At 54.2% G+C, this 21,324-nt stretch carries 18 protein-coding genes; 6 read left to right on the plus strand and 12 right to left on the minus strand.

Translation table 11 applies throughout. The features are described from left to right. Window positions 1-330: 330 nt before the first annotated feature. From ACR0DA_RS02970 to ACR0DA_RS02995, 6 genes are all read right to left on the minus strand, one after another. Window positions 331-801, minus strand: a complete 471-nt coding sequence (locus ACR0DA_RS02970) for a hypothetical protein (RefSeq protein WP_216600299.1) — start codon at window positions 799-801, stop codon at window positions 331-333. A 44-nt stretch (window positions 802-845) separates the two neighbouring features. Further along, the gene (locus tag ACR0DA_RS02975; protein WP_170565003.1) at window positions 846-1,556 is read right to left on the minus strand and encodes a hypothetical protein; all 711 of its coding nucleotides are present in this window, start codon (window positions 1,554-1,556) and stop codon (window positions 846-848) included. Between the two features lie 10 nt (window positions 1,557-1,566). After that, complete coding sequence (locus tag ACR0DA_RS02980) at window positions 1,567-2,361, minus strand: SDR family oxidoreductase (RefSeq protein WP_480752903.1); 795 nt, start codon at window positions 2,359-2,361, stop codon at window positions 1,567-1,569. A 30-nt stretch (window positions 2,362-2,391) separates the two neighbouring features. Further along, window positions 2,392-3,159, minus strand: coding sequence for a 7-alpha-hydroxysteroid dehydrogenase (hdhA, locus tag ACR0DA_RS02985; protein ID WP_170437657.1), 768 nt, complete (start codon window positions 3,157-3,159; stop codon window positions 2,392-2,394). 440 nt (window positions 3,160-3,599) lie between these two features. After that, complete coding sequence (locus tag ACR0DA_RS02990) at window positions 3,600-4,880, minus strand: phosphatase PAP2 family protein (RefSeq protein ID WP_480752904.1); 1,281 nt, start codon at window positions 4,878-4,880, stop codon at window positions 3,600-3,602. 64 nt (window positions 4,881-4,944) lie between these two features. Further along, a complete protein-coding gene (locus tag ACR0DA_RS02995) occupies window positions 4,945-5,799 on the minus strand; it encodes a hypothetical protein (protein ID WP_480752906.1) in 855 nt (284 codons plus the stop codon). A 440-nt stretch (window positions 5,800-6,239) separates the two neighbouring features. On the opposite strand from ACR0DA_RS02995, the gene ACR0DA_RS03000 reads away from it, so the two are divergent. Together ACR0DA_RS03000 and ACR0DA_RS03005 are read left to right on the plus strand one after the other, a co-directional pair. Next, window positions 6,240-7,514, plus strand: a complete 1,275-nt coding sequence (locus ACR0DA_RS03000; RefSeq protein WP_480752907.1) for a serine hydrolase domain-containing protein — start codon at window positions 6,240-6,242, stop codon at window positions 7,512-7,514. 72 nt (window positions 7,515-7,586) lie between these two features. Beyond that, window positions 7,587-8,198 carry a TetR/AcrR family transcriptional regulator gene (locus ACR0DA_RS03005; protein WP_480752909.1) on the plus strand — a complete coding sequence of 204 codons (612 nt, stop codon included), beginning with the start codon at window positions 7,587-7,589 and terminating at the stop codon, window positions 8,196-8,198. A gap of 380 nt (window positions 8,199-8,578) precedes the next feature. Here ACR0DA_RS03005 and ACR0DA_RS03010 read toward each other — a convergent pair whose 3' ends face one another. Continuing rightward, window positions 8,579-9,817: a tetratricopeptide repeat protein gene (locus ACR0DA_RS03010; RefSeq protein WP_170436802.1), complete on the minus strand. Its 1,239-nt coding sequence runs from the start codon at window positions 9,815-9,817 to the stop codon at window positions 8,579-8,581. A 236-nt stretch (window positions 9,818-10,053) separates the two neighbouring features. Here ACR0DA_RS03010 and ACR0DA_RS03015 point away from each other — a divergent pair, with 236 nt between their 5' ends. From ACR0DA_RS03015 to ACR0DA_RS03025, 3 genes are all read left to right on the plus strand, one after another. Then, the gene (locus ACR0DA_RS03015) at window positions 10,054-10,296 is read left to right on the plus strand and encodes a hypothetical protein (protein WP_170436799.1); all 243 of its coding nucleotides are present in this window, start codon (window positions 10,054-10,056) and stop codon (window positions 10,294-10,296) included. 35 nt (window positions 10,297-10,331) lie between these two features. Further along, the gene (locus ACR0DA_RS03020) at window positions 10,332-11,960 is read left to right on the plus strand and encodes a sulfatase-like hydrolase/transferase (protein ID WP_254434999.1); all 1,629 of its coding nucleotides are present in this window, start codon (window positions 10,332-10,334) and stop codon (window positions 11,958-11,960) included. Window positions 11,961-12,028: 68 nt separating this feature from the next. After that, entirely contained in the window at window positions 12,029-12,775 is a 747-nt protein-coding gene (locus tag ACR0DA_RS03025; protein WP_480752911.1) for a hypothetical protein, read from the plus strand. Between the two features lie 716 nt (window positions 12,776-13,491). On the opposite strand, the gene ACR0DA_RS03030 is transcribed toward ACR0DA_RS03025, so the two are convergent. From ACR0DA_RS03030 to ACR0DA_RS03050, 5 genes are all read right to left on the minus strand, one after another. Next, window positions 13,492-15,099 (minus strand): HoxN/HupN/NixA family nickel/cobalt transporter, encoded by a 1,608-nt coding sequence (locus tag ACR0DA_RS03030; protein WP_170598323.1) that lies wholly within the window; start codon window positions 15,097-15,099, stop codon window positions 13,492-13,494. Between the two features lie 16 nt (window positions 15,100-15,115). Next, window positions 15,116-15,262 (minus strand): hypothetical protein, encoded by a 147-nt coding sequence (locus tag ACR0DA_RS03035; protein WP_170371463.1) that lies wholly within the window; start codon window positions 15,260-15,262, stop codon window positions 15,116-15,118. Window positions 15,263-15,391: 129 nt separating this feature from the next. Then, window positions 15,392-16,786, minus strand: a complete 1,395-nt coding sequence (locus ACR0DA_RS03040; protein ID WP_217353715.1) for a metal-dependent hydrolase family protein — start codon at window positions 16,784-16,786, stop codon at window positions 15,392-15,394. Window positions 16,787-16,993: 207 nt separating this feature from the next. After that, window positions 16,994-17,848 (minus strand): hypothetical protein, encoded by an 855-nt coding sequence (locus ACR0DA_RS03045; protein ID WP_170369649.1) that lies wholly within the window; start codon window positions 17,846-17,848, stop codon window positions 16,994-16,996. Window positions 17,849-18,780: 932 nt separating this feature from the next. Continuing rightward, window positions 18,781-19,788, minus strand: a complete 1,008-nt coding sequence (locus ACR0DA_RS03050) for a helix-turn-helix domain-containing protein (RefSeq protein WP_170357373.1) — start codon at window positions 19,786-19,788, stop codon at window positions 18,781-18,783. Between the two features lie 132 nt (window positions 19,789-19,920). Between ACR0DA_RS03050 and ACR0DA_RS03055 the strand changes: the two genes are divergently transcribed. Beyond that, window positions 19,921-21,318, plus strand: a complete 1,398-nt coding sequence (locus tag ACR0DA_RS03055; RefSeq protein WP_170343535.1) for an amidohydrolase family protein — start codon at window positions 19,921-19,923, stop codon at window positions 21,316-21,318. Window positions 21,319-21,324: the final 6 nt, after the last annotated feature.

The raw sequence follows: 21,324 nt of genomic DNA on the forward strand, positions 1-21,324 counted from the left end.
TTGAAAACTCGTTGAATAGTACTGGGAGGGCCGATGTCGGACCAATCCTGAGAGCGGCCCCAATGACCGCTCGCAACCACAAACCGGTCTAATCGCTAATGCCGTCGGATGACGGCTTTGAGCCCATGCTCGACTTTGGTTGATGCCGCATCATTTGGAGCGATGGGCGAAAACCGGACCTTCGCTGCGACGGCTAGATGCCGATACCAAACCACGTCTTGAACGTGCTCTCGGTACTACCTGAAAACTCCGTCAAGTACGTGATTTGAACAATCGGCAAGGCACCCGACTTGCACTACAGTCCATCCGCAAGGGCTCTAGAAAACTACGTCATGAACAGCCGCTGTCCGTGATCTCGGCAATCGTCAGGTAGTTCACAGACGCTGCGACCACACCCGCGATAAACCCTAGCAGGATCACGGCAAACGCCAGCCCGACCTCCACTGTCCCGAAGACCCATTGCCACAAAACTGCGACTGCGACCACAGTGCCGAAAGTTACAAGCCCATGTTTTATCACCAGCTTCAGGGTGGTCGGGACAAATGGCTTCTTCGGTCCTTTCACCGTGAAATGAGTGACGGCCGTCAGGATCATCGCCATCGATACTGCCAGCAACACCGCGCCGCCCAGAACCGAATGACTGCCGCCACTGATCGAATCCAGCGTGAGTGGAATTGGTGCCGTCCCACGCAGCAAAAAGTACTGAATAAAGCCGTTGATTATCGCATTGATCACCCCGGACAGGAGTGCCCCGCGCATAATTTGATCCGACGTCATCGGCATCTCGCTGGACATGGTCATCTTGCACCGCTCCTTTGTTTGTGCAGGTTCGAAACCCGGCAGACTCACTGGCCCTGCCGCGCAACCTCTTCAATGCTTGGGAAAAATATCTCGCGACAGCGATCGAGGCGGCTGGCCCGGTTTTCATAGTTGGAACGGGCAATGCGCAGGTCAGCCTCGCGCTGGAGCACTGTGGCATCAGACAGGTTTCCGCGGCTGTTTAATTCGCGCGCCCGCATTAGCGCCTTTTCCGCATACGCCATCCAGGCCTCGTTCGCGCGCACCTCTGCCGGTCCCTTGTCACAGCCTGCGTTCCAGCCTTTGAGATAGGCGGCATAGAGGTCGTCGAGCGGCACCGACTTGCCCGCGAAATGGTCCCCAATCAACTGCAACGCCGCCACCTGCGCCGCTACCGTGGTCAGGTTCTTCTCGGCCACGACCATCTGCAGCCGATTCCAAGCATCCTTAAGCTGCGAAATCTCCAACTCAAGCTCGGAAATGGCGCTGCGGTCAAACAGTTCCAGATTTCGGGCCAAGATGGCTGCATCCCGGTCCACCTGCGCCTTAAGCGTTTCCAGTTGGATAGCCATTATCATGCTCTGAAACCCGACCGAACGGCCTTGGTCCGCGAACATCATCATGAAAATCTGATCGTTGGTTACAGGGGCGCCTGTGTCCAGCTGTGCCGCCTCCTGCGCCGAAACCCAGGAGGAAGCTAGCACAAGCGATGTCGCTATTGCTGACGCGCGCACGGCGCGCAAGAAGGGTAGCTTCACGGCCCGATCCTCAGCTTCCGAACAAGCGCACGACGCCACCGCCGCCATGAACATTGATGGTCTGGCCGCTGACCCAACCGGCTGCCGGCGAGCACAGGTACAGCATCGCGTTGGCGATATCTTCGGGGCGGCCGGGCCGCCCGGTCAGATTGTCGGGATGGGCGAGTTTTTCCTGCATCTCGGGCGAAATGCCCGCGTCGCCGTAACCGGCGGTCATGACCGTTCCGATCAGGATGGAGTTTACCCGCACCCGTTTGTTCAGCATGTGAGCCAGCGACACCATCATCTGGTTCAGGGCTGCCTTCGCCGTGCCATAGGGCAGGATGTCGTAAGCCGGAACGGCTGATGAAAACGAGCCCGAGTTGGTGATCGAGCCGTTCTCCGCCTTCTCCAGAAACGGCAAGCAGGCCATGCTCATACGGTAGGCACTGATTGTGTTGAGTTTGTAAGAATTGATGAACTCCTCTTCAGGAATTGCCGAAGGGTCCGGCTGGCGACCGCCCCAACCGACATTGTTCACCAAGGTCGAGATGCCACCAAACGCGTCGGCAGTCGCGGATACAACCGCATTGATCTGATCCAGATCGGTCACGTCGCAGGCCATGCCACGACAGTCATTTCCGGTTTCCCGGGCGATCGCGGCAGCGGTTTCGGCAGCCATGTCACTGTTCAGGTCGGCAATCATCACCTTTGCTCCCGCCCCCGAGAGCGTCTTGGCAATTCCCGCGCCGATATTCTGTGCGCCGCCGGTGATCAGAACGTTGTGACCGTCCATGCGAAATTCTGCAAAAGCGTCAAAGCTCATCAGTTTGTTCCTGTCTGAAGTATTGGGATATCAATCGAGTTCCTGCACACCGCCGCCGGACACAGTGAGCACCTGACCGCTTATCCACGCGGACGCTGGCGCGCAGAGGAACAGCGCGGCATAGGCAATGTCGTCTGGCTCGCCCAGCCGTCCGAGCGGCGTGTGCTTCAGCATTGCCTTTTCGATGTCGTCGTTCAGCACCGATGCCAGCGCGTCGGTCTTGATGGCGCCTGGCGCAATGGCGTTCACCCGCACACCCATCGCACCTAGGTCGAAGGCGACATTGCGTGTCAGGTGATTCACAGCAGCCTTGGATGACCCGTAAGATGCCATGCGCTGATTTTTGTTCTCGCCCGCCATGGAAGATATGTTTAGAACTGCGCCGCCGCCTGCCGCTTCCATGTGAGGCGCCGCCAGTTGAGTGAGGCGAAACAGCGAGAAGACGTTCAATTCATAGGCCCAGCGGAAATCGTCCATCGGCATGTCAAACGGCTTTGGCCCGCCCCCGCCCGCATTATTGACAAGGATCGATAATCCGCCGAACTCCGATACGGCCAAGTCCACCGACGCTTTCAGATCATCTTCGACCGTCACGTTGCAGGCCAGTGCAACGGCCTTGCCGCCCGCGTTCGTGATCTCGTCGGCCACCGCCTGCGCGGTCTCCGCCTTCAGGTCGCTCACCACCACCGAGGCCCCAGCCCCGGCAAATAGTCGGGCCACGCCCCGGCCAATTCCCGCGCCGGCACCGGTCACAAGGGCCACTTGGCCGTCCAGCCGGAACTTATCTGCTTCGAACATTAGAAACTCCTGCATCGCTTCAATCTCTAGGTACTACGCAGGCGAGTTGGCTCCAGATCAGAGCTGGGCACTATTTTTTTGGCAAGTGTTAGAACAGCATAGATTGGGCGTGTCGGATTGCGAAGATGTGCGATGCAATGGCGCCCCCAGCAGCCGGCTGGACCTCAACATCGACAACGCACCGTCAAGGTCTGCTTAGGGTTCTTTACCGCATCCAATACGATTGGCCGCTTCGTCCCGCAATGCAGTCATTGAGCGTAGGTGAGCGAACGTCTGCCTCGAGCCCAGAGTGACCGATGTAGCGTTCGGCACAAGTGTCAGCACTGCGCAGAAAGCGGACTTTTCAAAGTCTCGCCAAACAACATCGCGACCATTCCCCAGATCAACAATAGATGTGTAATTTGAGCCTAAGCAGCCTCTTTGGTTTCCACCCAAATCATTCAAAATGAATACCCAACATTCAAGAAGACGCCGGTGGCATCGTATGTGTTCTCCAGTTCAGCCACATCCAGTTTTCGGCTGAAGCTTTGAACGCCTACTCCAATATCCCATTGTGGTGTGAGTTCGTAGCTCAGCAAGGCGACCGCATCTAGAAACTCGACAGAGTCAAACGAGGTGCCGTCGACACCCAACTGAAATTCTAACCGATCAGACAGTTCATAGCTGGCATGGATGCTCGCGTATGGCGCAAAGTCGTTGCTTTCGACTTCTTGATCCAGATTGCCGGAAACCAGTCGCACATAGGTATTTTGAAAGGTTAGCCCCCCGCCAATTTTCAAACCGAACCGACCTTCAGGGACGACGTTGTACAGGTAACCCCCACGAATTTCGTTCATAACGTAATCCATAACAGTCGTGGTGTTTGCCGGGTATACCGTGCCGTCAAACCGAACGGGGTTTAAAAAAGCGCCTTCGTCTCGTACCTCTAGCGGATTTAGGACCGCGTAGAACTCGTGCTGATCAGACATGAAGTACTCGAAGCTTGCCGCTGAACTGGTGGTCGGGTTTGAAAAGGTATCAAACTGTTCAAGGTCTAGCTGCGAGCCGGTTGAACTGGGTGATCGTACGTCGTTGTTGTCCAGGCTGCTCGCGCCAAATGAGAATGAAAACCTAAACCTGGGTTTGAAGGGTTCTGACGCTTTTATCTCTGCCGATTTGTGTGTTCCAGTAAGCATCGAAACCTGTAAACCGACTGCATCTTGTGAGACTGTGGGAAGAACCCTGACTCCGTTCTCCAAAGGCTTCGCGTACAACCAATTGCTAAGCATTGCGATACTTGCGCCGGCGAGAACATCGTCGGAGAAGTGTTTCTCGGCGCGAACGCGTGTGTAACCGACAAATGAAGCTAACAGATAAGCTGGTACGCCATAGCTGGATCCGTACCTTGTCTGAAGGAAGGCAGCACCCGAGAATGCAGCTGCGGTGTGCCCCGACGGAAAGGAATTGTCTGCCGAGTAATTGGGGCGCCATTTCTCCACAAGAAACTTAAGGCTCTGAACGGTCAGAAAGGTCGTGCCAACACCCTTTGCGAGTTGTTGTCGCCCCTCCTTGTCATCCTTCGCATAAGTTACCCCAAGGGCTGCGAGAGGGATTGCCAGTTGGAGAACGTCGCCGACGTCTTCGAGGTCATCGGTCGTATCACCAGATACAACCGACGGAGAAGTCAGCGCACAAAATGACGCACATAGTACTACTGAAATTAGTTGTCTTCGATTTCCCATAAATAACGCCTCAACTTGCGCCCTATTTGAAACGAGTGCGTTGACTTGCCCTCATGTGTTGATTTCACGGCAAGAACCACGAAACGCCGAATTTGAGCTGCCAGTCGTTGCTATTGTCCGGCGCCTCGGCGAGATAGTAGGCACCAACATTCAGGTCGATAGCATTTCCGCCACCCACGATGAACGTCTTCCCGAAGGTCGCTCCGACGGGAACAACCCAGTCACCTGTGTTCCAATTATAGCTGGTCGTATTGGAGTAACCGACGTAAGAACCTCCGAGGAATTTCTCCAAATTATAGAAAACTATTGGCTGTATGGTTGTGAGAGAAAAATCATCCTCTCCCCAAAGATGCCCGACCACCCCGCCATAAGACAAATCGCCAGCAAAATTGAACCCAACAAGTGCAAGGCCCGCTCCGTTTCCAGGCCCGTTGAATCCGTCTTCAGCAGTATCGAAAGAGAGTTGGACGCCGTATCCGATCTTGAATGTCCCTGGTTCCACTTCCGGAACATAAAAAGCCTGAACAATGGTATCGCTAAAGCCGAAATCTGTTCCTCCGCCACTGTCGGAAAAGGCGAATTCTGGGAGGCTGGCATCTGCGCCCGCTACACCACCTGGCAAACCAACATAAGGTATCAATCCGCGCAAAATCACATTCGCGGCTTCTCCCTCGAACGTGTAAACTGGTTGAAGCTGAAAATTGTAGGTTGTGCTGTCGCTATTGGGGCCAAATCCGATTGTGTTATCCGTAAGTAGTGCGGTGACTGCGGCGAGCGGGTCCTGCGCCTTACGTGCGGCCAGACACGCGGCATCGCACTCTTCTTGTGCTTTGGCGAAAGAGGTTAAAAATAACGAGCAGCAAATTCCAAAGAGAACCAGCCTCGAAGGCACACATAGTCGTTTGGCTAGCGTGCTCAACTGAGTTGCCCGGCCCCAGGGCCTAATAATCATGCAAGACATCATGCAAGACAAGGGATGCTCCTAACGTTAAATACACCAGATTCTCCCACGAGATTTCTATAGTTTATTTTCGACTCTTGTCGATAACTTCGAGAGCAGTGGGTTTGGGTTTGGGAAATTGTCGAAGCTGATTTGTCACAAGGTTATTAAATTGCTCATTTTTTTAGCAAGGGTGCGCGTCAGCGACAACCCGGTATAGCTGAAATCCCAGCCAAAACTCGACTGTTGTCGGCATCTCCATTCTTGGTGTAACCATATCGGTGAAGCTGGACTCGAATAACAAATTCCGCGCTCAGCCAATGGCGCAAAGCACACTTCTCAGATCTGACTGCGCTTCGATTTCATAAGACATGCAGTGCAGTCACTAGAAATATGCTCAACGGCATCAAGGAAAACAGATGAACAAAATCAATTGTATAGTAGCAGTTAGCTTTCTCCTGTCATCAGCAGCACATGCTCAGTCAATACTGCCTCCAGATCAGGCGTTCCTCGATCAAGTAGAAGGCTTTGGTGTCACCCAAGAAAACTGGGATAGCGGCGAAAACGCAGCCGTAACCTTTCCCAATGCCTACAAGTTTACGCGTCACTACGTTGTTGAACCGAGCGGTGACATTGAGCCCGAGAGCTGGACGGAATCCAATAGCCTCGACTTGTCCAAACTGACTGCTGAAGACGCTGATGGTCCACTGGACATCGAAACTTTGTTGCGGGACAGGCTCAAGAACCATTCAATGGTAATTCTGAAGGGCGACGACCTGCTACATCAGCACTTTTGGAACGGGATGGATGAAACATCGACCCACTTGGACATGTCAGTAACGAAGTCCTTCACTGCCATTCTTGCTGGAATTGCTGCGGCCGAGGGTAAACTGGACATGACGGCACCGGTGGAAGCTTATCTGCCAAGGTTCAAAGGGACAGCGTTTGAAGGCGTTTCGCTGCAAGACGTGGCCGACATGAATTCAGGCCTCGACATTCCCACACCGCCCTTTCTTTCGTGGGACCCAAAATTCACCGAGTCTCAAGAATGGAACGGACCCAATGATAGCGGTTTGAACGGCATCGAAGATTACCTGGTTACAATCGCGCAACGAAAATATGAACCAGGCACACATTATCAGTACCAGGACCCCAACACAGAAGTTCTGGGTCTTGCTGTCGAAGCGGCGACCGGTGTTGGATTGGCCGAGTACTTGCAAGACAAGTTGTGGTCAAAGCTAGGAGCTGAGGGCGAGGCATATTGGATGGCTGACCCGTCGGGTGCAACAGTTGCCTCCGGGGGATTGAACATGAGAACGCGTGACCTCGCGCGCGTCGGACGTATGATGCTCGCCGGAGGTAAGAACTACGCTGGAGATCAAGTCATCCCTGCCGCTTTCCTGGATGCCCTGTGGATGGGAAACGACAGGGTCCGCGGTGCTTGGAGTAACGGAAAAGAGGCCGTACTCGCGCCAAATGGGTGGTATAAAGATCAGATCCGGATCTTGGAAATTGGTGACCACAAATTCGCGGCGTTTGTCGGAATACACGGTCAGGTTTTAGTGGTTGAGCCAGAAAGTGAAACCGTCATTGCAATGAACGGTGGCTACCCGCAGACGGAAACAGAACGCATGAATTCAATGATTTTCCTACAGGTTGTTCCAGCGATCCTAGATGAAACAGCAAAGATGTAGGGCAGCTGGAATTTGACGCGCGGGTTCTGATGTTGGTACGGACGTGTCAAATACCAATGGTTAAGACTGTGAATGAAACACTACGCTAAAGGCGAGGAGCGACGATTGAAGTTGATCCTCGCTGCCGAAACACTTCTGGAAAATGAAGACCTTCCAGATATCACCATGCACAGGATCGCGGCAGAAGCCGATATCCCGTCAGGTTCTGCTTACCACTTTTTCAAGGGGGCCAACGAGGTGTTTGCAGCTGCGGCCGGTCGTTTTGGCGAGCAGTTAATCGGAGACATAATCTCGCCCTACTCAGGCACTGCCTTGGAGAATTGGCGTAGCTTGTTCGAACACGCTGCACGCCGAGGCGTCGCTTTGTACCAAAGGAAGCCAGGCTATTGCCGACTTATCTTGGGGAGTACAACGGCACCTGCGATCAAGGCTACCGATAGACAGAACGACTTTGAGCTTGGTGTACAATTCGCGGAACTCATGGACAGCTACTTTGTTTTGCCTGAGATTGACCAACGCGAATTACGTTTCTTCCATGCAATCGAGATATTTGATCTGTTCCTTAGCCTATCATTTCAGAGGCATGGGGCTCTGACCCCCGAGATGATTGACGATGGGCTTTCTGCATCGATCTCATATTTGCGGCAGTTCATCCCAGATCGCATTCCACGCCGTGGCGTTTGACAGCCAGATCCTTTCAAGCACTGTACCTTTAGCGGTCCACTCAAGAGTTTTGTGAGGCACTCGTGCAGAATGAACATGCATCTGAGCAAAATGATCTAAGTCTGTTTGGTCCGCAGCTGGAGACTGCAAAGCCGAAGTATGAATGTCTGCTTTCGGGCTGAGACCAGTCATCAGAAAGCGATGAGCCTACGGCAACTCTGTCCGCATAGTAGTCGTTCACGCCGAGTGCAGCGAGTGTCTCCTTCGAGCCCATTTTGACCAACGCTGCGTAATGTTCGAATGGCAGGAATTCGAATGAAGCGGACATGGTGCTATTACTGAGCATTCGGTCTCAATGCCGTTGATAGAAACTCAAGCGGTCGCAATGCGAAATCACACTCCTAATTTGGTGGAATCCAATTGGCTTGTCTCATGGCGTCACCGAGGTCTTGCCCATATTTCGGATTTGCAAAAAGTTTCTTAAACAGTGCATCCACGCGACTGTCCGGCCACTCGCGTGACAGTTGTTCTGATAGAGACTGAGCTTGAGCCTTATTCCCCAACATCTGATGTGACGCCATTAGGTAAGCAACGGAGACAGGTCCGACAGGGCCGCCTTTCTCCGTTACTTGTTCAAAGGCTGACACAGCACCTTCATAGTCCTTCAGATGGAATTTTGCTGACCCCATCGCATTCTGAAACACATAAGCCCGTTCTAGCTCAATTTTTGAGAGTGCGTCCTCGCTAATTGCTATGACTTGTTCGAATGAACCAGAATAAAGCAGGACCAGCGACACGAACTCCAACACATGTACGTCGTGTGGTGCCAAACGTTGCGCTCTTTGTGCAAATTCTATTGCCTCAGGCCAGTTTCCCTTGGCAAAGTTGACCCAGGCCATTGCGGATTGGCTCCAACCCGTTTCTGGAGCCAACTCGATGGCCCGTTTGGCTTGAGCATCGGCATAGTTCAACATGTCCTGAGCCAAGTCGGTATCGGATGTAAGTACAGCAATTGTCGCAGCGACCTGAGCAGTACCTGCATAGCCGCCGAAATAGCTGTCGTCGTTTTCAATTGCCCCCTTGAATATGGTCAGGGCCGCTTCAAGACGCGCAGGTTCCAAAGCCGGAAAGATCAGGTCTCGACCAGTATTGGCTAGATTTACAGCCTGTAGACGCATTGGGGATGCGCCAAAAATTGCGCTGCGCTCGTCACGGCTCAGGCCATCTACGGATAAATCAGTCGGAAGATCCTGCTTTGTCGAGCTCATCCAAAAAGCAACAGCAACATAGCCTAAAATGATAATCCCGATAATCCCAACACCTGGCCGAGCCCATGCGCGCGCACTGGTTTCCAGCTCTGAGAATTCGGGCTGTGCCGGTTCGAAGCCGCTTCTCAAAATCCGAGGTGCGTAACCACCCTTTGGCAGTTCAAACACCGTTTTCTCGTCCTGCCCGTCGGCAGCGTAATATTCAGCAAGCTTTCGGCGCAGGCGACCAGCATCGACCCGAACCACGTTTTCACGGCGCGACATCTCTGACAGGGTCCCACCATAAACATCCATTGCGATGGTCTTGGCACGAATATCATCGGCCCGACCATTGAGCGACTCTTCAACCACATACACCAGAAAGTCCTGCAAGCGCTGCGAGCCCGTGAAAGTCGAAGACCTGGTAAGCCGCTGAAGTGCCGCCCGAACATCTTTTGCAGCAGGTGACCCGCTCTCATTCAGTGGAGAAGATGTGTCTTTGGTTAAACCCATATTTTCAGTAAGTTACGCATCTGATTACACCGTATTATGCCCCGATATACCTATTGTTAAAAGTGAATTCGTCCAACACTCCCCTAAACCAGTTGATCCATTGAACGAGCTCCGAAATGAAAGGCATCGCCCTTGATATCCTGTTTCCCAACCATCGGGCCGCGATTGCGGACCTAAGGCGGGCGGACACCGTTTTCGATGAAATCTGCCGAGACTATCAGCTTCTAAGTGACGAGTACCTCTCCGTGAACACTGAGCCGAGAAGTCGGTCGTACACGATTGCCCGCGACATCCGCGAGTCTTTGGATGGTCTTCGGGATGAAATTGCTGAATCGCTGCGGCGTGCAGGGAAGATATAATTCAAATAGGGGAAGGGAAACCGATGAGATCAATATTGAAACATGCCACAGCCATGGTGCTGATTTCTGGCGCGGGTTTTGCCCAAGAAGCGCCTATCATACACGACGGCGAGTTCGAGTTTCTCCGCGCGCAGTTTGGCGAGCAATGGGATGCTCAGGATGCGGAGGTAGAAGTTAAGCTTGCCGAGATCCGTGGCGCGAATGGAGGACAACCACCCAACATTCTCTACATTCTGATTGACGATGTGAGTTTCGGTCAAATGGGCAACCGGACGATGAACTATGTCACCGGTTTCGATACGCCCAACATCAATGACTTTGCCACAGAAGGCATGTCTTTGATGCGAATGTACACGGAGCCATCCTGCACACCGACTCGAACGGCGATGTTGACCGGTCGACATCCGGTGCGCGCGGGCGTGGAAGAGGTCAAGGTCGCCCTGGTCGGCGAAGGTCTTGCGTCCGAGGAGGTCACCATCGCCGAAATCCTTAAGGAAGTAGGGTACAACACCGCGCACGTCGGGAAATGGCACCAAGGCGATATTGAACAGGCCTATCCGCACAATCAGGGCTTCGACTGGGCGGCTTTTCCCTTGCATCAGCAGGTTCAGCTGAGCTTGATGACACGTGATGCGATGGTCGCCAACAATATGCTTGGTTACCATTGGTCAGGGCAGTCCAACCAATTTCAATTGGACGAGCGGTTCAAACCCTATGGCCTTGTGACCGGCGTAGAAGGTGAAGCGGGTGGTCTGGCTCGCGAAGTCGAAATGGAGCCCGGCGAAGAATGGACCCAAGCGAAATACGAGGAAATGAACTTGCGCTATCAGCTTCAAGCATTGGAGCAGCTGGAGCGGCTGGCTTCGCAGGACGCGCCATTCTTTATGCAATACTGGCCACTCTATCCGCTGAACTTTGCTTATCCTGAGCAGGCCGTATCTCGCAACGGCGGCTTCCATGCGGACAAATTGCAGGTTCTAGACGGTTGGATCGGCGAGGTTTTGGCCAAGCTGGATGAAACCGGCAAGGCGGATAACACCGTCGTCATGATCATGGCTGACAATGGCTTGATGTATCATTATGAGGGGACTTCCGGCCTAAACCAACTGATCTATCGCGGTGGAAAGACACAGCACCTTGAAGGCGGTGTGAGAACTGATGCGTTCATCCGGTGGCCCGGTGCAATCGAAGCGGGCAGTGCGGCAGGTGACATCGTTCATGTCTCGGATTTGTTTTCTACATTTGCCCGGATCGCAGGCGCGACAGACCACATTCCACGCGACCGGGTGATTGATGGCATCGATCAGACGGCATTGTTGCTCGAGGGAGAAGGCAATTCGCGCCGCGATTACGTCTATGTGTACGAAGGGCCAGTATTGCGTTCGGTGGTGAAGCAAGAGTTCAAGATGCATCTGCCAGCCCCCGGTCAGCCAGGCGCGGCGGCCCCTGTCTTCAATGTCTATCGCGATCCCCGTGAAGAACATCCGCTTGTCGGGTATTCACTGTGGTCCGGGGCGTCTTTCCAAGACATGGTAAAGCGCCATCAGAAAACCATCGTGAAGCACCCTCACAAACCGCTCGGCAAGGGTGTCCCTTATGAAGGAATTGAAAATCTCAGGCCCGAAAGCGAATTGGCCCGAGAAGTCTTTTCAAGCTGGCAATGACGAACTTGAGACGGCGGTGCCGATACACCGCCGTCTGACTGGTCGCATGAATTTTTCCAAGGTGTACTATGACCCGCATCACCTTTCATCTGGCAGTCTTATCCTTGGCGATGCTCGTAGTGGCTTCTACCACCAAAGCTGAGGAAAACGCGTCAAATCCACTGGCGGCGGTTAACAACACGGACACTCGCTATCAGTATTTCGATCTGGAAGGGGGGGCAGACCGTCAGGACATGTTCATCGATGGTGCATACATGCTGCGCCCCGATCTGAAGCTAAAATACGAACTACATTACAATTCAACGAATGTGACGGGACAGAGGTTCAATGGGTTCGAGAAGACCAGCTTCAAGCTGATCTACTTCCCTTCCCAAAACCTCTTGCATGACACATGGGCTGTAAAATCCGCGCTTGGTTTTGAATGGATACTTGATTTTGGCGACCCCGATGAAGGCATAGGCACCGGGTCTGATCAAATTGCTCCGTTCGGAGGCTTCGCTTTTGCAAACACAAAAAGTGGGCTGACACTGATCCCGCTGGTCCAGCATTTCGCATCTTACAATGGACCGACCGATGTCAACCAAACCGCGATGCGCCTAATTGCACTTCAGCCATTTGGTGAGGGGTATTGGATCAAAGCGGATATCAAAGCGCCCTATGATTGGGAGAATGACGCCTGGCCCGCGACCGCAGAATTCCAGATCGGAAAGAACCTGAGCCCCGGAATGGCCCTCTATGCAGATGTGCTGATCGGGATTGGTGCTGATCGACCCTATGACCAAGCCGCCGGGATCGGTCTTAGATTCAATTATTAAGTCGCAATTTCCTTATGACAGCAGTCACTCGCTGCACCGCATCACAAAATGCCATGGTACTTGAGACAAGCCTTATGGCTTTGCCAGTGTTCGTACCAGTTCAATCACTACCAGCATCTGGTCAAAACGAAACCGGTTGACGTTATGGAGCGTCTTTCTATTTTTTATCCCTCTATCCTGCGCGACTCGCAAATATCCAAGGGATGTGAAGTGTCAATCTTTCGAGTTCTGTGAAACGTCGGAAAGCGTTGTCAGCTTTGAGTAGCTTGCTGTCCTTGGTGGACAGATGAGTCGCGGCAGCTTTGTCCGCACAGCGGTTGCTCATGGCGAATGCAACAAATGACAGCTACGAGCCCAGAGCCGCCGGATTGAAATCGCGCCCTTCGCTCATGCAGCAAAAAAGTTGCCTTGATTGATCCAAGCGCTGCGCTGCAACGCAGCCTTAAAAGCGGCCATTCGTTGTGGGCGCAGCAAAGCTTGGAGGGTCTATGACCGAGTTGCGGACAAATCCGCCGCTCCCATTGCCGAGAACGATGGAGGCAATCAGCCCAAAGCGGTCATGCTTGATCAGCACGTTGGGCGGAAAGTGTGAATTCGCGGCCGTACAGCGTGTAACAGATGAGATCGCAAAAGGGGACCTTCATTCCCGCGACCTGCGGCCCGTCCTGCCCAGAGATAGTGCGTACAAGGCACACCCAGAAAGGCCTTCTCGGCTTTCAATCCCTAAGCGCGGACAAAGTCTTTTCTTGTGGTTTCTCCACCGGGCCCGTCTGGGATGCGAGCGGTTGAACGGGCGCACTCCATGACGTGACGAACAATAGCACTCCGACCACGGTCACACAGGTCGCACCGGCGACTTGGGCAACGCTTTCAAAGCGTTGGTGGGTGGCTGCATTCGAACCGATCCGCTGCGCAACCTTTGCGCGCCCCCAGATGGCCGCTACGCCGATCAGAGACATGGAGATCGCCATGCCCAGCGAGATCGCGCTCACCATGGTGAGCGCCGGCCACACAAGGTCATTTGCAAATCCAACCAGCATTACGATCAGCGCGCCGGTACAGGGCACAATACCCACCGCTGTCGCAAGCCATCCGTCAGTTCCTCTGGACGATTTTTTGGCAGTTGCGCAGGCAGCGCAGCCGCTGTGGGTATTGTCGTCATTCGGGTGCCTGTGATGCGGCCCGTGTTCATGGGCTGTTGACGCCGTTCTTCGGAGGTCATGAATTGTCCGAAGGCTTTTCCAAAGCATACAAAGGCCAATTGCAATGATCAGCGCATAGCTGCCCAGCCGGATGAGCCGGTAATCGGATGGTGCCCCGCCGGTGGTTTGCCGGATCGCAAGGTCGAGCAGGAAAACAGCCGCAACGGCCGAGAACACGTGTACGATGGCGATGCGAACTCCCATCCCGACACCGCGGCGCAGGCTACCCCCTTCACCGACGAAATAGGAAATCACGACGGCCTTGCCGTGCCCCGGCCCAAGCGTGTGCAGGACCCCATAAAGAAACGCGACAAGAAGAGCGAACGCTACCGTCGCCAGCGACTTGCCCTGATCCATCGACGTCATTGATGTTGTGAAGAGATTGCTGATCCAGGCCTGGGTTCGGACCACGATATTGCCCTGAACAGGCGCAGCGGCAGACGCCTTGATTTCACCCGGTACGCCCCAAACCTGTGCCTCTTTCAATGAGTAGGATGCTTCGACCATCCTCTGCCCGTCGACGAGGAACAGGTTGCTGACAGACGGTTTATGTTCCAGAACGCCACGGAGCCGAATTGCGTGAAACGCTTCGTCTATTTCAATGCCTTCAGGCACATCGACACGGACCATCTGGTTGGGCGGCGGCGGCGGAGTGTGAATGCAGGCCCCTACCCACGGCACCAGCAGAAAACTGAATACGCGCCCGTTATCCCCGCGCAGCGGCAGGACGTATCCATCAAGCGAAACTTCGTGCCCGAGATACTGCCCGGTTACGCCGGTCGCCTCTTCGCGCCGTTTCTCCATCACCACAAGGCGCTGGGTCAAAAGCTCGTCCGCGTCAAAGCCTTGGTCGCGCAGCCGCACACGCGCCTCCTGTGCCCGCTGGCCGAGTTCGGCGTCATCCACGCGGCGCGCGGCATCCAGGATCGTTCGCAGGTCATCCTTCTGCTTGTAGGACATCTCGAGGAACGGATCGTCATAAGGCGCCGTTGACGGCGCCAGATCATCCCAGACCACATGCGCTGGCGCATCGGCCAGCGCGGTCGAAGGGTGCAGCCCCAGCACAAGCAACAGCAAGAGCACCATACGCCCGAAAAAGGTGATGACTTGTTGCGCGTCCATAGCAGGCCTTTCCATGTCACACCGCGTTCTTGAATTTGACGCTGCCCATCATGATCAGATCAATGTTTCCCCACGGGTTGGCGGCCAGTCTCAAATCCTCGAGAGGGTTGACGACAACCAGGATCAGGCCTCCGTCGGTGACGAAACTGGTGACGTCGATCATCTCCGCGGACAACCCGTCAAGGACATTAGTGTGTGTATTGTTAATAGGACAGGGGGCGTCCCGCGCCCCCGCGACCGAAGCCGCGAGGACGAAAGCAAAGGTAGTCAGCTTTCGGCCACGCATGACCGGTCACTCCATGTCGAACTTGTAGATGGTGCCGTCCTTCATGATCATGCCGAAGTTCGCCTTGGCATCGCCGATCAACTGCAGATCCTCCAGAGGATTGCCGTTGACGAGGATCATGTCCGCATAGGCGCCTTCCTCGATCACTCCGAGCGGGCCCAGTGGGTAGGGCGTCAGGTCGCCCGACATCTTCAGCAGCTCGGCGTTGTCACAGGTTGCCATTTTAAGCGTTTCATACGGCGTGAACCAACGTTCCATCTTGGCCAAGACGGCACCCTGACGTTCGGCAAGATCCGCGCTGAACAGCGTATCGGTACCGAAGGCGATCTTCATGCCCAGATCCTTGGCGGTCTTGTAAACGAAGTCGGTGCCGTCGGTGACAAACTTGTACTTGGCTTTCTGGAACTCGTTCAGGGCCGGCGCATCCTCGTCATCAAGGAAAGGCTGCATGCTGAGCCAGACGCCCTTGTCTTTCATCATCTGCAGGGTCTCACGGGTGGCCATGTGGCCGTGCTCGACGCTGCGCGCGCCATTCTCGATCGAATGCCGAACCGCTTCATCATTGATCGCATGGGTCGTCACATAGGTGCCCCAGGCTTCGGTGGCTTCGACAGCGGCCTGGAATTCCTCGTCCGTGAACTGGATCGTGTGGATCGGGTCATATGCTGAGGTCACACCGCCACCCGCCATCAGCTTGATGTGCGTCGCGCCCTGCATCAGGTTCTCGCGCACACGTTTCAGCACATCCGGAACGCCGTCGGTGATGTAGAACATGTTGTTCGTCTCGAACGAATGAAGATCGCCGATGGCCTGAGGCACTTCCCGCGTAATCCGGAAATCCTGGTGGCCGGCGGTGATTGACAAGGCTGGCCCGGATGGAAAGACCCGCGGCCCGTCGATCAGCCCCTCGTTCGTTGCGCGCGCGATGTCGAACATCGGTCCGGCCACGTCACGCACTGTTGTGAACCCGCGCGACAGCGCGTTGTTCTGGGCCTTGGCAGCCAAAAGGTTCCAGTAGCCCTCGCCCGTCAGGGCCAGTTGCGCGATCGTCGCTTCGGCAAAGACCCCATGCCAATGCGCGTCGATCAGGCCGGGGATGAGCGTGTAGCCCTCGGCATCGATCTCGAAAGCGCCTTCGGGTGCCTCAAGATCGGAACCAATGGCGGAGATCAACTGACCGGAAATCAGAACGTCAACATCCGCGAGCTCTTCGTCACACCCGTTGAAGACCTGTGCCCCCCTGATCAGGACACTGTCGAATTTCATCTTTACGTTGGTGGTTTCAATTTCACCGACGACACCGGCCGGGACGACCTCATGGTTGGCCTCATGCGCCAGAACGCTGACCGGAGTCGCGGCGAGCGTCGTGCAGAGCAGATAGGTGAGTGATCTGTTGGTCATGATGTACATCCTCATTTTCAAGCGATGAATGAATTTGGTTTTGGTCGCGCAAAACTGTTTTGGGGTGCGCAGCCTGGGTTTTCAAAAAAAATAGCGGATCGCGGTGAGTGGACCCGCTGGGCTTTCTTGTGCTTCCGTGGCACTGAAATGTTCAGTCACATGAGGGCGTGAGCAGACCCAAGAAGTCAACAGTGACATCGCCCCGCATCAGAAGTTCAGCACCTTATATCCAACCTGGACAGACCACTCTGCCGGCCTGTCGCCGCCAAACAGAATGCCAGGCTTGATGAACACTTGACCGTCACCGCCAAATGCCTTGCCCGTCAGCATGCCCGCGGTCACCTGTAGGCTGCCGAACGTCGCGTCCGTTTCCCAATCGTGGATGATGGCCGGGTCGAAGGTCAGGTAGAAACGCGGATTTTTCAGCTTGGGAACATAGTAGAAGTCGATCGTGGTAGTGTTCACATTCTGACCTTGATCATTTCCGCCCTCCAGTCCGAATGTCTGAACCCAGGCCGGGGCGAAAATTGCTCCGTTGTTGAGAAACCACGCGTAGAAGGCCGAGGTTTCACCGGCAAATTGACCATAGCCGGCGGCTTCGGTTTCTGCTGTGTCCAGAAACAGTTCAAAAGTGAAAGCGGCCCCGTTTTTCTCGGTAAGGTAAAAAACGTCAATGTAGGTAACGCTGATGTCGCCCAGCGTGAATTCAACCCCTGGCTTTCCGCCGAAGATGGGGTTTGCGTTGAACGGGCTGTCCGATCCGGGCACGGTGATCCGGAAGGCCCGTTTCCCACCCTCACCAAAAGGCTGCGTATAGAAGGCCTCGAACAGACCGGTGTTCAGGTCGGAATTGATCTGGTTGAACTGATACTGAAGCCCAAACTGCGTCGTGAGCAGCGTTGGATTTGTTCCGTTGTTGATCTCGCTGAGGTCTTCCTGAGCTTTGGCAGGTGGTGCAATGGTGGCTGCAAAGAGAGCTACCATTGCAGGTAATCTGCGCAGCTTCGGTGCAAGCGATGTGCCCGAGGCTCGATACAAGGATTTGATTTCGACGGTGTCCACTCGGCTGTTCCCCATCTCGAGTTGGTTCTGATCTCGTCAGCCTTTCGACACGCGGTGACACTCTCGCATGAGACAAGCCCAGATTTCGAATTGCAACTTGAAAAAATTTTCATACACCATGAGGGATCATGAGGGATGATGTGCTACCCAACGCGTCCTCGACCGTTGTCAGATTTTCTGCCGATCTGGCCGGAGGTTTCTGTTCCATTGATCTATGCTGCCAGTTCGGCCACCATACTCAAGTCCGTTTCGACGACCTTGGCTGTGAGAATGGTCCTATTGATGGGTTTTAATTGGACACGGCTATCCAAAGCCGGCCTTCACCCATAGCCGGGCACCGGCGGTTGGGTCCGCACTGTGTAATTCGCCAATCCGCAGATTTAGCCGTTGCAGCGAATATCAGGTTCGGCGGGCCGCACCGCAGCATGCCGTGCTACGAGTGAACGGCAGGTCTGGGCCGTCCTCAAACTATGCAATGGTCCCTATCCTGCGCATTGCTGTAATTGGGGGATCGCGCAGCATCGGTCAAAGTGGGCTCAGTGTTGCCGTTCTCCGCAGCAAGCATGATTGGCTGGTCCCAGCCTGAAGCAGGCATTCACAATCACGCTTTTCAGTTTTGCACCAAGCCATTGACTAGGACATGCGCGACGTTCAGGAAATCATGTTGTCTGCTGTAAACGACTGAATTGGGCTCGGTGCCATCGTTGTCTGCTGTTAGCATGATTGGCCGCACGCAGCCCGAAGCGGACCTTCGCAACCAAGCTTTGCTAACTCCGAAATACACAACGAAACGGCCAGTTGCAGAGGTTGTATCGGCGGTGGCAACCAACCATTCATGTCGTCGACTAACCTGTTCAACGTCGCACTACAACTTCTCCGAACTGATCCCACGAGGACCTAATCTTCGAAGCGTTCATTTGGCTCGACCACATTTACTTGCTTCGGAACTTGGTCGGTGTCATTCCGGTCTGACCTCGAAAAAAGCGAGTGAAATGGGACTTGTCAGAATAGCCGAGCATCAGTCCGATCTCTGCAATTGTCATCTGGTTTTGTTTGAGGTGCTCCTTGGCGACATCGATACGCAGCCGTTTGATTTCGCGCGGTAGCGTTGTGCCTTGTTTTTGAAGCGCTTTCAGAAACCGTTCCGGTTGTATTCCCAGCATTCCAGCCACCATCTCTGGTCCCAAATCGGTTTCATCCAGTTTGTCGCGTAAGACAGATCGCAAAGCTGCCACCACGGTTACTTCTTCATCTTGTCGAAGTGATGCTATGGGCTTGGCAGAACCCTCAGAGACGTGGTGCAAAAACAACCATTCCACAGGAAAACTAATTTGCATTCCGGGATCAGTCCCAAGGCCAACCTCGATCCCTTTGTAGTCGATAGGCAGCCCATTGATGTATCTGCTTTCCCATCGCACACGGGAAGAGTCCCAGGACTCTCCGACGACGGTCTGCAATAGGCGTACATAGATTGCGGCACCAAAACCGGTCACCTGAATGGGTGGGACGGTTGGTTCCTGTTGCCTCTCGATACGATAAGTCGCTTTGTCTGCTTCAATGACAAGGCTGTGCCGCACAGAATTGGACTCCTGCGGCACGAGCTCAACAAAGCGGGTAAAAAACTCGAACAGCGTTTTTGTAGATTGCAAGGCTTGAGCGAAGGGCGGCCATCCTTGTAGGTCAAACGCTTCCCCTACATTCAGTCCTAGGTATCGATCCCCTGATACTTCTGAGAAAGCATTTACCAAGCCGTAAACCAACTCGGAGTGAACGAACACGGATGGGTTAGTCATCAGTTCAGCTTTCAAGCCGACCTGATCCAATGCTGGTTGCGGATTGATCTTACGTTCGGTGAGATATTGCAGAAAGGGAGCGGCTAAAGAGAGGCGAACAAAGCCCTCGCTATGCTCTCGGGAGGTGGAGTTGAAAGGCAAGCTCATAACCCTTGTTGGATTAGCTTTAAGAAGTGGCCATTTTTGCAGTCACATTCGTACATCCTAATTCAAAAGGGGCAACCGAGCCAATGAATTCCAGACTATAGTTGGCAAAACATGAATATGAAGGGAGTACTTATGTCCGGCTTACGAATGTCTCTTTGCTCGACGGCAATTGTCGCGGCAGTTCTTTCTTTTTCGGCGACCGCGCAGGCTCAGGATCAAGAAGAACCCCAAACGCTGTTTACCAACGTGCATGTCTTCGACGGTGTGAATGAACAGCGGATCGAAAATGCAAGCGTTCTGGTTGAGGGCAACCTTATCAAGGTCGTCTCAACTGATGCGATCGATGCCCCCAATGCGGAGGTGATCGATGGCGGCGGTAGGACACTCACACCGGGCTTCATTGAGCTTCACGCACACCTCATGCTCATGGGACCGTCTATCGCTTCCATGGAAACGAACTCGACCTGGGAGGATTTTGGCATCCATGGAACCAGGATGGCCGAGATGTACCTGATGCAAGGATTTACGACTGTAAGAGATGCTGGCGGCGCCAACGGCGGTCTGCGGAGGGCCATCGACGCCGGACAGATCGTCGGTCCACGTCACTATGCGTCAGGCGCGTTCCTCGGGACACGCGGCGGCCACGCTGACTTCGCATCCTTCACCTCGCCGCCGGGCGGACAGACCAACTTCGGTAATCTGAACATGGCGCAACAAGTCAGCGGTGTCGATGATGTCTACCTGTATGGTCGTAATAACATGCGCATGGGGGCGACACAGCTGAAATTCATGCAGTCGGGTGGGGTGATCTCGGCGTTTGACCCATGGCAGTTGCTCGCCGGCTCCAAGGAAGAAATCGAAGCTGCCGTTCAGGTTGCCAACGAATACGGCACCTATGTCATGGCGCATTCTTACCGCAAGGAAGCAATCATGAACGCCCTTGAGGCCGGTGTAATGTCCATTGAACACGGCTTCTCCTTCGATTGCGAGATTGCCGAGATTATGAACGAGAAAGGGGCTTACATAACGACTAACCTCACGGCTTTTGATCCGGGTTTGTTGGATATCCCATCGGTCAAGAACGAGCCCAAGAGCCTCGCGAAAGCGATATCGGCGTCCGCGACTTTCGCGAACTACATTCCGAATATGAAGGAATGCCCGGTAAAACGCGGCTTTCAGACCGATTGCGTGGGATCAGTGGAAGCATGCAACATCCAGATTGCTTATGAAAAACATCTCAATAACGAGTTCTTCGGACCGTACCAGTCGATGGTGACACTTACGTCAATCGGCGGTGAGGTCGTAGCTTTGTCAGGCGATTTTTCGAACCCTTACACGGCTGGCAAGCTCGGTGTGATCGAGGAAGGCGCCTATGCGGATATCCTGCTGATCGACGGTAATCCGCTCGAAGATTTCTCGGTGGTTGGTACGGGCGATCAATGGTTTGGGGCCGACCCGAGGCCTGAAAGCCCAGAAACAATCCGCCTGATCATGAAGGACGGTGTGATCTACAAAAACACACTGGATTGACCAGAT

It is taken from the genome of Ruegeria sp. CI8 (assembly GCF_056536865.1).

Coding starts and splice junctions, on each gene's coding strand:
- hdhA (WP_170437657.1), bottom strand. CDS start 3,159: ATGTTCGAAGCAGATAAGTTCCGGCTGGACGGCCAAGTGGCCCTTGTG.
- ACR0DA_RS02980 (WP_480752903.1), bottom strand. CDS start 2,361: ATGAGCTTTGACGCTTTTGCAGAATTTCGCATGGACGGTCACAACGTT.
- ACR0DA_RS03040 (WP_217353715.1), bottom strand. CDS start 16,786: ATGACCAACAGATCACTCACCTATCTGCTCTGCACGACGCTCGCCGCG.
- ACR0DA_RS03000 (WP_480752907.1), top strand. CDS start 6,240: ATGAACAAAATCAATTGTATAGTAGCAGTTAGCTTTCTCCTGTCATCA.
- ACR0DA_RS03005 (WP_480752909.1), top strand. CDS start 7,587: ATGAAACACTACGCTAAAGGCGAGGAGCGACGATTGAAGTTGATCCTC.
- ACR0DA_RS03035 (WP_170371463.1), bottom strand. CDS start 15,262: ATGATCGACGTCACCAGTTTCGTCACCGACGGAGGCCTGATCCTGGTT.
- ACR0DA_RS03050 (WP_170357373.1), bottom strand. CDS start 19,788: ATGAGCTTGCCTTTCAACTCCACCTCCCGAGAGCATAGCGAGGGCTTT.
- ACR0DA_RS03055 (WP_170343535.1), top strand. CDS start 19,921: ATGTCCGGCTTACGAATGTCTCTTTGCTCGACGGCAATTGTCGCGGCA.
- ACR0DA_RS02990 (WP_480752904.1), bottom strand. CDS start 4,880: ATGGGAAATCGAAGACAACTAATTTCAGTAGTACTATGTGCGTCATTT.
- ACR0DA_RS03030 (WP_170598323.1), bottom strand. CDS start 15,099: ATGGACGCGCAACAAGTCATCACCTTTTTCGGGCGTATGGTGCTCTTG.
- ACR0DA_RS03025 (WP_480752911.1), top strand. CDS start 12,029: ATGACCCGCATCACCTTTCATCTGGCAGTCTTATCCTTGGCGATGCTC.
- ACR0DA_RS02970 (WP_216600299.1), bottom strand. CDS start 801: ATGACCATGTCCAGCGAGATGCCGATGACGTCGGATCAAATTATGCGC.
- ACR0DA_RS03015 (WP_170436799.1), top strand. CDS start 10,054: ATGAAAGGCATCGCCCTTGATATCCTGTTTCCCAACCATCGGGCCGCG.